The following is a 12461-nucleotide window of genomic DNA, read 5'->3' on the forward strand; positions in this document are numbered from 1 at the left end:
GGCCCGTCCTACCTGGGCTGGTGGGGCGGCGCTCCCCGGTCCGCGCAACCGCACCGGGCTGCCGCACGCGTACACCCGCGACCTGTACATCTTCACACACGGGTTCTGTGGGTTTGACCCATGTTGCCGGGCGCGGTTGGGCGCACGATACGCGGGTATGCGCGTTCCGCTGTTTCCCCTGCCGCAACTGGTGCTGTTCCCAGGTGTGATCCTTCCACTGTACGTGTTCGAGCCCCGTTACCGTGAACTGCTGGCCGATGTGCAGGCCACCGGCGAACCGTTCGGGATCGTGCGGATCGTGCAGTCCTCCGAAACGTCCGGTCTTCCCTTTCACGAGCGGGTCTCCAGGGTCGGGACGCTCGCACACGTCCGGCAGGCCAGCCTGCACGAGGACGGCACCAGCACGGTCGCCGTGGTGGGCGGCGAGCGGTTCCGGATAGACGGCTTTCACCTGGACCGCCCGTACCTTTCGGCCGACGTGACCCTCTGGCCTCTGGAACCCGATCCTCTGCCGGAGGAAGTCGTCTCGGCCACGGCGGCGCAACTGCTGGCCGCGCTGCTGCGCCTGCGCCCAGGCGACGCCGGGTCGGTCCGCGAGGCCGCGCCGGACGACCCCCTGCTGCTGGCCAGCTTTGCCGCCACGCTGCTGCCCACCACGCCCGAACAGCGCGAGGACGCCCTGCACGCCGCGACCGTGCTGGAACGCCTGGAACTGCTGCTGGGACTGGTGCCCGCCGAAGCCAAACTGCTGAACTGACCAGCCACAGAAACAGCCCGGCCGGAGCGAATCTTCCGGCTGGGCTGTCGTTGTGCTGTCGTCGTTACGAGGCGGGCGTTACAGCACGTCGTCGGCGCTGCCGCGTTTGCGGACGTTGTTGCGGGTCTTGCGCCAGCGCAGGGCGCGGACGATGGCGGGCGCGGCGGCGTTCAGGTTCAGGTCGTAGGCGGGATACCAGACGCGCTGCTCGCTGAACTTGAGTTTCATCTTGAACACCCCGTACGAGTGCTTGCTTTCATCCAGGACGCGCGGAATGCCCCAGAAGTCGAACAGTTCGTAGCCGTGGCGTTTGGCGTCCAGCATGGCGCTCCAGTAGAAGGCGTCGGGCGCCTTGGCGTCTTTCAGGGGCTTGCCGTTCTCGTCCACGCGGTCGTCGCGGACGCTGCCACCGAACAGGTAGTACGTACCCTTGCCCATGCTGACGAAGAACCCGCCGGCCAGCGCGCGGCCCTGGTAGCGGGACAGCACGATGTACGCCTCGCCGCCGTGCGCGTTGCACTCGCGCAGCATGGTCTCGTAGTACTCGCGGGGGTAGGCGCCCAGTTTGGCGCGTTCGTTGGTGGCGGTGAAGATCTCCCAGAACGCGTCGAAGTCGTCGTCGCGGCCGGCGATCACGCCGAGTTTCTCGGCGGTGCGGATGTTGCGGCGGGCCATGCTGGACAGCGCCCCGAAGATCTCCTGCTCGGTGCGGCTCAGGTCGGCGACGATGGTGTGTTCCGGCTGCTCGGTCTCGGCCCGCTGGAAGGGACCGTACGAGTCGGGCAGCGCGTCGTCCTGGGCGGCCGGCGGCGTGGCCGCCTCTTCGGTGCCGGTCGCCTCGGCCGCTGCGGGCTGATCCACGGGCGCACTGTCACTGGCCGGGAAGGGCACGGGCGGCTCGATTTTCAGCAGGGCGTCGGTGGGCCGCGCCACGCGCCTGACGGCCTCCGCGAAGGCGGGCAGCAGATCCAGGCTTTCCAGCGCCGGGCCGCGCGGGGCGTACAGGGTGCTGAAGCCCGGCACGAGGCGCTTACGCAGCAGTTGCACCGCCCCGACCGTCCGGTCCCCCTGCATGATCAGGTACCGCGTGGGAGTCTGACCCAGCGTTCGCCGCGCCTCGCCGTACCCCCACCCCTGCAGGGCGCTGGTGATGGGCATGCGGCTCACGGCGTCGTCGTACGCGCGTGGATCGGTGGTTTCTACTAGGGTCAGGCGCACGGGGGGGATTGTAGCAGGCACGCCGGGACGCGGGGCGCGTCACAGGAGACTGTCATGGACTGGCGCGCGGGGCACGCTACAGTATCAGGCGTGAAACAACTGCTCCTGACCGCAGCGCTGCTGAGCGGCGCCGCCTTCCTGACGAACGCCAGCGCCCAGACCACCCCGGCCCCGGCGCCCACTGCCCCGGCGCCCAGCACGGCCGCCCCCGCCCCTGCGGCTCCGGCCGCCGCGCAGGACCCCGCCACGCTGGTGGGCCGCGTGGGCAAGGAAAACCTGACGCTGGGCGAGTTCGAGCGGGCCTTCCGGCTCGCGGCGGCGCGCGTGGTGAACTCGCAGGGCGTGCCCTTCGAGGACTCCTACCTGAGCGAGTTCGCCGCGGCCCGCCCGGACTTCCTGAAGCAGTTCGTGCGGGACCGCGCCGTGTACCAGCTGGCCCGCGCCCGCCAGCAGGCCGACCCGGCCGAGGTGGACAAGCAGGTCGCGGACGCCCGCTCGGGCTTCGAGACGGACGAGGAGTTCACCCAGGCCCTGAACGCCACCGGGTACACCGACACGGCCGACCTGCGCCGCGAACTGGAACGCCAGCTGATCGTGGGCGCGTACCTGAACAGCGTGCAGGAACGCTTCACGTTCGGTGACGCGCTGGTCGCCGGGTACTACAACCTGCACCGCGCGGACTTCGCCCGGGAACAGGAAGCCTGCGTGAAACACATCCTGGTGCCCACCCAGACCGAGGCGCAGGCCATCACGAAGGACCTGGCGGGCGGCGCGGACTTCGCGAAGATCGCCGCCGCGAAAAGCCAGGACCCGGGCAGCGCCGCGCAGGGCGGCGACCTGGGCTGCTTCGGCCCCGGCCAGATGGTCGAGACGTTCGACACGGCCAGCTTCAGGGGCCCCGTGAACGCCGTTCAGACCGTGCAGTCGCAGTTCGGGTGGCACGTACTGATCGTCACGAAACGCACCGACGCCGGCACGCAGCCACTGGCGGACGCCGCGCCGATCATCCGTGACCAGCTGGGCAAGGAAGCCGCGCAGAAGTACCTGGATTCCCAGGTGGTGCGCCTGAGCACCGAGAGCTTCCCGGCCGTCGTGACGGTCGCCGCGCCCGCCCCCGCCGACAAGTAAGCCCGGCCCACCGGGCGGCACGCGGTCCTCTCCATCTACGGGGGGGCCGCGTGCCGCTATGTACTGGGTACCTCGTCAACCGTCCCTTAACCGGGGCGGGGCAGGATGGGCTGACCGGGTGCTCATCCATACCGGACGCCACCCGCCCCATCCCCACCGGAGGACACCTTATGCCGAACGACCCGCACCGCCCGAACCCGACCACCGCCCCCACCCACGCCCCCGACGAGGACAACGACGACGAGATGATCGGCACGCTCCTGAGCCGCCGCCGCGCCCTGAGGCTACTGGGCCTGGGGGCCGGAGCCACGGCCCTGAGCGCCGGGGGCGTCCTCGCGCAGCGGGGAGGCGGGGCGGGGCAGGCGAGCGCCGCCAGCGGACTGCCCGGTTGCGTGGTGCGGCCCGCCATGACCGAGGGGCCGTACTTCGTGGAGAGCGAACCGCGCCGCAGCGACATCCGCCCGGATACCACGACCGGCAAACTGAGCGCCGGGGTGCCCCTGACCCTGAACTTCGAGGTCAGCCGGGTCGCCGTGGGCGGCTGCACGCCGCGCGGGCAGGTGCTGATCGACGTGTGGCACTGCGACGCGCAGGGCGCGTATTCGGACGTGCAGGGCAACACCGGGGACTTCCTGCGCGGCTCGCAGGTCACGGACGCGCAGGGCCGCGCAAAATTCACGACCATCTACCCCGGCTGGTACCGTGGGCGGGCCGTACACATTCACTTCAAGCTGCGGCCCCTGAACGCCAGCGGGAAGGCCACGGGGGAATTCACGTCGCAGCTATTCTTCCCGGAAAGCGTGAACAGCGCCGTGTTCGCCCGCGCGCCCTACAACGCGCACGGCACGAAAGCCGACACGCCCAACGCGCAGGACGGCATCTACCGCAACGGTGGCAGCCAGCTGCTGCTGAACGTCAAGGGTGATCCCGTGAAGGGATACACGGCCACCTTCGATATCGGCCTGAACATCGGCTGACGACCTCAGCCTGAATCAGACGGACTCGTAAAGCAGAGCGAGCAGGAGAGAAGCGGGTTCCGGGCGTGCAGTTGGCAAGCCGGTGTCATGCCGGGTTGTGACTGAAGCAGACGGAATCCGTATCAGGCGGGCCGCGCGGCCGCGTCCGGCCGGAGGGTCGACCCGGCAGTCGGCCCGGTAGTCGGCAGGGAGTCACGCACCAGGGACATCAGGTCGTCCAGGGTGCGCGCCTCTTTGACCTGCGCGGCACTCAGCCAGGGGCGCACCTGCGCGCCGTCCAGCACGAAGGCCGCCGGGAGCGGGACACCCTGCACGCCGTGCTGCGCGGCCAGTTCGTCGCGGTGCAGGAAGGTCACGCTGGCCGGGAGGGTCCGCACGAAGTCCCGCCACTCGCGGCGCATGCCGAGCGGGCCGTACGTGACCGTGCACAGCTGGCAGTCGTACGTGGCGGGCGAGACTGTCTTGTGCCACAGGTCCTTCAGGGCGTTCAGGGGGCCGCCATCGGCGTTGTACACGAACAGCAGGTGCGGGCGGGTCATGCCGCACGGTAACGCGGGCGGGGCGCGCCTGTCTGTGCCTCTGCACGCAGGCGGGCGCGCCCGGGCGTAGGGTGAGGCATGACCGACACGGCGCAGAAGAAGAAACTGAACTGGAACAGCCACCACATCACGCAAGGCGACGAACGCGCCCCGAACCGCGCCATGCTGCGCGCCGTGGGCTTCGAGGACGGCGACTTCGAGAAGCCCATCATCGGGGTGGCGCACGCGCAGAGCAACATCACGCCCTGCAACAACGGCCTGGGCGAACTGGCTGATCACATCACCGGGGCCATCCGCGAGGGCGGCGGCATGCCGCAGATCTACGGCACCATCACCGTCAGCGACGGCATCAGCATGGGCACCGAGGGCATGAAGTGCAGCCTCGTGAGCCGCGAGGTGATCGCCGACTCTATCGAGACCGTGTCGCGCGGGCAGAGTCACGACGGCGTGATCGTCGTGGGCGGCTGCGACAAGAACATGCCCGGCGCCATGATCGGCATCGCCCGCCTGAACATCCCCGCGATCTTCGTGTACGGCGGCACCATCAAACCCGGCCACTACGACGGCAAGGACCTGACCATCGTCAGCGTGTTCGAGGCGGTCGGCGCGTTCGGCGCAGGCAAGATCAGCCGCGAGGACTTCACCGAGATCGAGAAACGCGCCTGCCCCGGCAACGGCTCGTGCGGCGGCATGTACACCGCGAACACCATGAGCAGCGCCTTCGAGGCCATGGGCATGAGCCTGCCCTTTTCCAGCACCATGAGCGCCGTGGACGCCGAGAAGGCCGTGTCCTCCGCCGACAGCGCCCGCGCCCTGCTGAAACTCATCGAGCAGGACATCCGCCCGCTGGACATCCTGACCAAGAAAGCCTTCGAGAACGCCATCACGGTCATCATGGCCGTCGGCGGCAGCACCAACGCCGTCCTGCACCTGATGGCCATCGCGCACGCCTGCGACATCGACCTGACCCTGGCGGACTTCGAACGCATCCGCGAAGCCACGCCCGTGTTCTGCGACCTGAAACCCAGCGGCAAGTACGTCGCCACCGACCTGCACGTCGTCGGCGGCATCCCCCGCGTCATGAAGATGCTGCTGAAAGAAGGCCTGCTGCACGGCGACTGCCTGACCGTCACCGGCAAAACCATCGCCGAGAACCTCGCAGACGAACAGGACACCCCCAGCGAAGGACAGGACGTCATCCGCGCCTTCAGCGACCCGCTCTACACCGAAGGGCACCTCGCCATCCTGCGCGGCAACCTCGCCGAGGAAGGCAGCGTCGCCAAGATCAGCGGCCTGAAAAGCATCAAGATCACCGGCCCCGCCCGCGTGTTCAACAGCGAAGAAGAATCCATGCACGCCATCATGAACGACCAGATCCGCGCCGGCGACGTGCTCGTCATCCGTTACGAAGGCCCCAGGGGCGGCCCCGGCATGCGCGAAATGCTCTCCCCCACCAGCGCCATCATCGGCAAGGGCCTGGGCGACTCCGTGGGCCTGATCACCGACGGGCGCTTCTCGGGCGGCACCTTCGGCCTCGTCGTCGGCCACGTCGCCCCCGAAGCGTTCGTGGGCGGCACCATCGCCCTGGTGCACGAGGGCGACACCATCGAACTGAACGCCGAAACCCTGAAACTCACCCTGCACGTCGACGACGCCGAACTGGACCGCCGCCGCGCCGCCTGGGTACAACCCGAACCCCGCTACACCCGCGGCGTGCTCGCCAAGTACGCCAAACTGGTGAGCAGCGCCAGCGTCGGCGCGTACACCGACTGAACGCAACCACCTCCTCCCCCTAAAAGGGAACCGAACATCGGTCAGGCCATGAAACAGGGCCGCTGCACCTCCGGGTGGGCGGCCCCTGTGCTGTAGGGCCGTGCGGTACGGTGACGGAATGCACGCCCCCATCCTGACCACCCCGCGCCTGCTGCTGCGCCCGCACCGCATGGACGATCTTGCCGCCTGTGTGGAGTTGTGGCAGGATCCGGTCGTCACGCGCTACACCAGCGGGCGGCCCCTGGCGCGGCAGGACGTGTGGACGCGGCTGCTGCGGCACCCGGGGCACTGGGCGCTGCTAGGCTTCGGGTACTGGGTGGTCGAGGAACGGACGTCCGGGCGCTTTGTGGGTGAGGTGGGGCTGGGGCGCTTCAAGCGGGATCTGCTGGCAGACCACCCTGAACTGGACGCCATTCCAGAGGCAGGCTGGGTGACGCTGCCGTGGGCGCATGGGCGGGGGTACGCCGGCGAGGCCCTGTTGGCAGTGATGGCGTGGCGGGACATGAACCTGCCAGTGAGCGAGACGTTCTGCATCATCAGCCCGGAGAACGCGGCGTCGCTGCGGCTGGCCGCGCGGGTGGGATTCAAGGTGACCGGCGAGGCTGGAGGGCCGGACGACCGGGTGCTGCTGCTGACGCGCCAGCGGGGGTAGGTCAGCGCCCTCGCTGCTGGCGTTCCTGCTGGCGCATGGGCATGGTGTCGATCAGGGCGCCCACGGTGTTCAGGGCGGGCGGCGCGGGGTAACGGGCCTTGATGCCGCGGTCCTTGCCGATCAGCGTGGCGGGGCCGTACTGCGTGCCGATCCGTCCGCCGGGATCGGCGAGCAGCGTGAGCATCAGGGTGCGGGGGCCGTTCAGGCGGGCGTCATCTGGTGGGAGCAGGGCCACGACGCGCAGGTCACGCACCTGCAATGCCGTGTCCTGTGCGCGGACAGCGTTCAGGTACGCGGCGCTGGGGTTACGGACGACCAGAAGGCGTTCGCGGCCCAGGGCGCTGCTCAGGGACCAGCGGCGGCCGTCCGCGCCGGTCAGTGTGAAGGGCGTGGCGAGAGCCGGAATGCCGGGTGTGCCGAGGGTGGCGGCGGTCAGCAGGGCGGTCAGGAACGGCATGCTTTCAGTGTGGCTGGTGGGCATGAGCGGGGGTGGCGCGTGGTCCGGGCGGACCTTCATGCGGCGTCGGGGGCGGGTGGCTGCTGGGCGGCGACCTGATCCCAGCGCCACTGCCCGGCCTGCGCCATGGCGTGCAGGCGGCGGCGCAGCGCGGCGTGGGTGCGCAGGTACTCGTGGAAGTCCGCGTCGGGCTTGAGGATCAGGCCGGCGTCGCGCAGGCGGGTCAGGTCGGGTGGGGGGGGCGTCTGTGGGTCGCGGGCGTGGTGCACGCGTTCGAAGGTGCGAGTCAGCGAGTCGATGCTGCTCAGGGCGCGGCTCAGGCCCTGGGGGGGCGGGCCGGTCAGGGTGCCCTGGAGGATCAGCAGCGCTTCGCCCAGGGCCGGCAGGTGCAGGTCCAGGGCGTCCTGACGGTCGTGGTCGTGGAAGCGGTGCAGGTACGGGGAGTTCAGGTGGGCGGCGTCCACGTCGTTGAGCATGTCGTGCAGGTCGGTGGTGAGGCTCAGCAGGCCGCGGTCGTGGTCGGTGTGGGCGTTCAGGATCAGGGCCTGCGCGCCGGGGCCGGCGCGGTGCAGGTGCAGCGCGAGTCGGCGGCGGTCGCCGCGCGCCTGGGCAATGGGCACGACGAAGGTGATGGCGAAGGTCAGCAGGAAGAACCCGTTGATGGACGCCACGGCGGTCAGCAGGCGCCAGAAGGGGAGCGGGGCGGTGATCTCGCCCAGGCCGAGGGTGCTGATGGTGTACCCGACGAAGTACAGGGTGGCGGCGAAGTTGGCGGGGGTGCCGCTGTCGGAGCCCAGCAGGCTGCCGGGCTGAGACCAGAAGATCAGGGTCCAGCCCAGCCAGCACAGGAGCGTCCAGGCGGCGAGGGTGCCCATGATCAGCAGGGGCGTGCTCCAGGACATCAGGGCGCGGCGCCCACTCAGTCGGGCGGCGGCGGTCAGGGAGGCGTACAGGGGCCGGTGGACGGCGCGGCTGATGCGTCCCTCGCCGGACTGGAGGCACGTGACGATCAGGTCGCCGAGGACGGCGAGCACCATCAGGGTGCCGGGAATCCACAGGAGTTGCCGGAGCATCGCCGTTCATTCTGAGCGGCGGCACTCCGGCGTGTCTTGCGGTTCCCTGAATCCTCTGCGGCGCGTCCGGCCGTGGTCCGGATGGGGTGGTCAGGTCAGTTCGCTGAACACGGCGCGGCTGATCACGAGTTGCTGGATTTCGCTGGTGCCCTCGTAGATTTCCGTGACCTTGGCGTCGCGGTACAGCCGTTCGACGGGGTACTCGCGGCTGTAGCCGTTGCCGCCGAAGATCTGGATGGCGTCGCGGGTGGCGTCCACGGCGGCCTCGCTGGCCAGGAGTTTGGCGATGCTGGCTTCCTTGCCGTACGGCTGGCCCTGGTCCTTGAGCCACGCGGCTTTCAGGGCGACGAGGCGGGCACTTTCGGTGCGGGCGGCCATGCGGGCGATCTTGAAGCTCACGCCTTCGAATTCGCGGAGTTTCTTGCCGAACTGTTCGCGTTCGCTGGCGTAGCGGGCGGCGTGTTCCAGGGCGGCGCGGGCGATGCCGAGGGCCTGCATGGCGATGCCGATGCGGCCGGCGTCCAGGCTGGCCAGGGCGATGATCAGGCCCTGGCCTTCCTCGCCGACCATGTTGGCGTGGGGGATGCGGGCGTCTTCGAGGGTGACGGTGGTGGTGTGGCTGGCGTGCAGGCCGAGTTTCTCCTCGGGGCGGCCGCAGCTCAGGCCGGGGGTGTCACTGGGTACGATGAAGCAGCTGACGCCGCGCGCGCCGGGGCCGCCGGTGCGGGCCATGACGAGGTACGTGTCGGCCTGTCCGCCGCTGGTGATCCAGGCCTTGGTGCCGTTCAGGACCCAGTGGTCGCCGTCGCGGGTGGCTTTCAGGGACAGGCTGGCAGCGTCGCTGCCGGCACCGCTTTCGGTGAGGCAGAACGCGCCGATGTGTTCGCCCGTGGCGAGGGGTCTGAGGTACTGTTCGCGCTGCCCGTCGGTGCCGTAGCGCAGGATCATCTGTTCGGGCAGTCCGTTCTGCACGCTGACGATCACGGCGACGCTGGCGTCGGCGGCGGCGATCTCTTCTAGGCACAGGGCGTACGTGACCGAGTCGAGGCCCGCGCCGCCCCACTGTTCGGGGACGGTGGCGCCCATCAGACCCAGTTCGGCCAGGCCGCGCAGTTGCGTTCTGGGGTACTCGCCACTGCGGTCGTACTCGGCGGCGTGCGGGGCGATCTCGGCGCGGGCGTACTCGCGGACGTGCTGCACGATCATGCGTTGCTCGTCGGTCAGGCCGAAGCTCATGCCGGTGTCCGCTGCGGTGGGGGCGGTGGTGGTCATACTCTCAGGCTACCAAACGGTTGTTAGGGTGGCGTGCGTCCGTTCCCCCAGTCCCGCTGCCCTGCCCGCCGACCTTCCCGGGGCTTTTCCAGTGGCCTACCCGGCGGCCGTCTGCGCCAACGCTTCCTCGATCCCACGGCCGCGCCAGCCGGTCTCGACGTTCGCGGCCTCTCCACCGTCCCAGCGCAGGTGCGCGCCGATCACGCTGCCGCCCGCGATGGCCAGCGCCGCGGCGCTCAGGGCGTCGTGTGGGGCGTCCGGGCACAGGCGTCCGGCGGCGGCTTTCAGGGCCGGGGCCAGGGGCAATGGGGGGCGGGTCACGCGAACACGGGCGGGCAGATTCACCCGCGCAGTCTAGCCCAGCGGCGCAGGCACCGGCCCGACGCAGCACAGTTCAGTCGAGGCTCGCCAGCAGGGGCACCCGGCGGGAAGGGAGCCACGCGGCGCGGTGTGAAAATCCTCACGGCGTTCTGCGGCGGCGTCACTAGAATGCCCCGAATGACCGCGCCCCACTTCTGCCCGGAGTTCCTGTCCGGCGCCCCTTTCCTGTCCGGCACGCCCGCCGCGCGCCCCACCCGGCCCCGCCTGGAGTGCCGTTGAACGCCCGGCGACTGCGGGTCGTTCTGGGCTGGGTGCTGTCGCTGGCGCTGTTCGGCGTGACGCTGGTGCTGGCGCTGCTGTCCCTGGGGACGTTCGCCTCGCTGGCGGGCACCGGGCCGCTGTGGCTGCGCTCTATCGGCAGCCTGGAAAGTACCCTGAGCGGCGCGCTGAATGTCACGGGGCTGGGCAGCATTCAGCAGGCCATGACGCTGATGCTGCTCACCAGTGTCTGCGCGGGGCTGGCCGCCTACCTCAAGCCCCGCGCCTGACCGGTCCCCTCACCCGCAGGCAGCCGGGCGCGGCGGGGCGCGTGGGTGCCCGTGCGAGGCGGCGCGGGCAGGGGATGAGAAACGCTTTAAGCGCGCCTCATGCACCGTGCTACGATTGGGACGTTTTGACCGGAGGGCGAGTGTGAGGCTGTCAGAAGACATTGGAATTGACCTTGGAACGGCAACGTTCCTTATTTACAGCAAGAGCCGCGGCCTGGTACTCCAGGAACCCAGCGTGATCGCCATGGCCCGCGACAGCAAGAAAGTCAAAGCTGTCGGCGAGGAAGCTTACCGCATGATCGGGCGCACCCCCGGCGGGATCGTCGCCGTGCGTCCCATCAAGGACGGCGTGATCGCCGACGAGGGCCTGACCGAGAAGATGATCACCATGTTCCTGCAGAAGGTGCAGGGCAGCGCGGGTCGCCTGTTCGGCTTCAAACCGCAGCTGATGGTCGGCGTGCCCAGCAACGTCAGCGACGTGGAAAAACGCGCCGTGCTGCGCGCCGCACTGAACAGCAACGCCAAGCGCGCCTTCCTGATCGAGGAGCCGCTGGCCGCCGCGATCGGCGCAGGCCTGCGAATTGCCGAGCCGATCGGTTCGATGGTCGTGGATATCGGCGGGGGCAGCACGGACGTGGCCGTGATCTCGCTGGGCGGCATTGTCGTCAGCGAGAGCATGCGCGTGGCGGGCAACGAGTTCGACGAGAGCATCATCCGCTACGTGCGCCGCAAGCACAACGTGCTGATCGGTGAACGCACTGCCGAGGAGATCAAGGTGAAGGTCGGGGCGGCCATGCTGCTCGACGACGCCGAGAACCTGACCGCCGAGGTGCGCGGCCGTGACCTCGTGAACGGCCTGCCCAAGACCATCAGCCTGGACAGCACGGACGTGGTCGAGGCCCTGAGCGAGCCCGTCACGAAGATCGTGGACGGCGTCAAGCGCGTGCTGGAAATCACCCCCCCGGAACTGGTGAGTGACATCATCGACCGTGGCATCGTGATGACCGGCGGCGGCAGCCTGCTGCGCAACTTCGACGAACTGCTGCGCCAGACGACCGGCATTCCGGTCGCGGTGGCCGAGAACGCCGTCGAGGCCGTCGCGGTCGGCACCGGCATGGCACTGGAAATGATTCCGGTGCTGGGCGACTCGCTGGTGTCCAGCGACAACTACCTGCGCCGCTGACGCACCCCGGGACGCACCCGGAGCGCCCTCGCTTTCCGGTGAATGATGGGAGACGGCCCGTAAAGCCTCTCCCGTTTTTTTCTTGTCTTTCGCCCCTCCCGGCCCCGCCGGAGCCCGCCCCAGGAGAGCCCTCATGGACCCCATTCTGATTCAGGACGTTCTGAAAACCCTGCCTCACCGTTTCCCGTTCGTGATGGTGGACCGCGTGCTGTCCATCGAGGACGGCGCGGTGCACGCCATCAAGAACGTGACCATCAACGAGCCGTTCTTCCCCGGTCACTTTCCGCAGGAGCCGGTCATGCCTGGCGTGCTGATCACCGAGGCGCTGGCGCAGGCCAGCATGTTCTGCCTGCATGAACAGCTGGAGCCCGGCACGGTCGGGTACCTCGCCGGGATCGAGGGCGCGCGCTTCAGGCGCAAGGTGATTCCCGGCGATCAGCTGCACCTGCACGCGAAACTGGAGTTCCTGCGCCGGGGCCTGGGCAAGACCACCTGCCGCGCCGAGGTGGACGGCGTGGTGGTGGCCGAGGCGACCATCCTGTTCGCGGTGGGCAAAGGGTGAC

Annotated in this window: 14 protein-coding genes; 8 read left to right on the forward strand and 6 right to left on the reverse strand. The window is 69.3% G+C overall.

What is annotated here, in order from left to right; all coding sequences use genetic code 11:
• Positions 1-157 precede the first annotated feature (157 nt).
• Positions 158-757 carry an LON peptidase substrate-binding domain-containing protein gene (locus M8445_RS13690; RefSeq protein ID WP_273988425.1) on the forward strand — a complete coding sequence of 200 codons (600 nt, stop codon included), beginning with the start codon at positions 158-160 and terminating at the stop codon, positions 755-757.
• 78 nt (positions 758-835) lie between these two features.
• Here M8445_RS13690 and M8445_RS13695 read toward each other — a convergent pair whose 3' ends face one another.
• Positions 836-1975 carry a lipid II:glycine glycyltransferase FemX gene (locus tag M8445_RS13695; RefSeq protein WP_273988426.1) on the reverse strand — a complete coding sequence of 380 codons (1140 nt, stop codon included), beginning with the start codon at positions 1973-1975 and terminating at the stop codon, positions 836-838.
• Between the two features lie 90 nt (positions 1976-2065).
• On the opposite strand from M8445_RS13695, the gene M8445_RS13700 reads away from it, so the two are divergent.
• Positions 2066-3103: a peptidylprolyl isomerase gene (locus M8445_RS13700; protein WP_273988427.1), complete on the forward strand. Its 1038-nt coding sequence runs from the start codon at positions 2066-2068 to the stop codon at positions 3101-3103.
• A gap of 170 nt (positions 3104-3273) precedes the next feature.
• Complete coding sequence (locus M8445_RS13705; RefSeq protein ID WP_273988428.1) at positions 3274-4080, forward strand: intradiol ring-cleavage dioxygenase; 807 nt, start codon at positions 3274-3276, stop codon at positions 4078-4080.
• Positions 4081-4202: 122 nt separating this feature from the next.
• On the opposite strand, the gene M8445_RS13710 is transcribed toward M8445_RS13705, so the two are convergent.
• Entirely contained in the window at positions 4203-4619 is a 417-nt protein-coding gene (locus tag M8445_RS13710) for a hypothetical protein (protein ID WP_273988430.1), read from the reverse strand.
• Positions 4620-4697: 78 nt separating this feature from the next.
• Between M8445_RS13710 and ilvD the strand changes: the two genes are divergently transcribed.
• Positions 4698-6392 carry a dihydroxy-acid dehydratase gene (gene ilvD, locus M8445_RS13715; RefSeq protein ID WP_273988432.1) on the forward strand — a complete coding sequence of 565 codons (1695 nt, stop codon included), beginning with the start codon at positions 4698-4700 and terminating at the stop codon, positions 6390-6392.
• Positions 6393-6510: 118 nt separating this feature from the next.
• The gene (locus M8445_RS13720) at positions 6511-7044 is read left to right on the forward strand and encodes a GNAT family N-acetyltransferase (protein ID WP_273988433.1); all 534 of its coding nucleotides are present in this window, start codon (positions 6511-6513) and stop codon (positions 7042-7044) included.
• Position 7045: 1 nt separating this feature from the next.
• On the opposite strand, the gene M8445_RS13725 is transcribed toward M8445_RS13720, so the two are convergent.
• The 4 genes from M8445_RS13725 to M8445_RS13740 all read right to left on the reverse strand — a co-directional run bounded on the left by M8445_RS13725 (position 7046) and on the right by M8445_RS13740 (position 10191).
• Entirely contained in the window at positions 7046-7501 is a 456-nt protein-coding gene (locus tag M8445_RS13725) for a DUF4174 domain-containing protein (RefSeq protein WP_273988435.1), read from the reverse strand.
• Positions 7502-7557: 56 nt separating this feature from the next.
• On the reverse strand, positions 7558-8574 hold the full coding sequence (locus M8445_RS13730) for a potassium channel family protein (protein ID WP_273988437.1): 1017 nt from the start codon (positions 8572-8574) through the stop codon (positions 7558-7560).
• Positions 8575-8664: 90 nt separating this feature from the next.
• A complete protein-coding gene (locus tag M8445_RS13735) occupies positions 8665-9846 on the reverse strand; it encodes an acyl-CoA dehydrogenase (protein ID WP_273988438.1) in 1182 nt (393 codons plus the stop codon).
• A gap of 96 nt (positions 9847-9942) precedes the next feature.
• Positions 9943-10191, reverse strand: coding sequence for a hypothetical protein (locus tag M8445_RS13740; RefSeq protein WP_273988440.1), 249 nt, complete (start codon positions 10189-10191; stop codon positions 9943-9945).
• A 251-nt stretch (positions 10192-10442) separates the two neighbouring features.
• Here M8445_RS13740 and M8445_RS13745 point away from each other — a divergent pair, with 251 nt between their 5' ends.
• The 3 genes from M8445_RS13745 to fabZ all read left to right on the forward strand — a co-directional run bounded on the left by M8445_RS13745 (position 10443) and on the right by fabZ (position 12460).
• A complete protein-coding gene (locus M8445_RS13745) occupies positions 10443-10715 on the forward strand; it encodes a hypothetical protein (RefSeq protein WP_273988442.1) in 273 nt (90 codons plus the stop codon).
• Positions 10716-10857: 142 nt separating this feature from the next.
• A complete protein-coding gene (mreB, locus tag M8445_RS13750) occupies positions 10858-11898 on the forward strand; it encodes a rod shape-determining protein (protein ID WP_189063066.1) in 1041 nt (346 codons plus the stop codon).
• Positions 11899-12031: 133 nt separating this feature from the next.
• Entirely contained in the window at positions 12032-12460 is a 429-nt protein-coding gene (gene fabZ / locus M8445_RS13755; RefSeq protein ID WP_273988443.1) for a 3-hydroxyacyl-ACP dehydratase FabZ, read from the forward strand.
• Position 12461 lies beyond the last annotated feature (1 nt).

It is taken from the genome of Deinococcus aquaticus (genome assembly GCF_028622095.1).
Lineage (GTDB): Bacteria > Deinococcota > Deinococci > Deinococcales > Deinococcaceae > Deinococcus > Deinococcus aquaticus.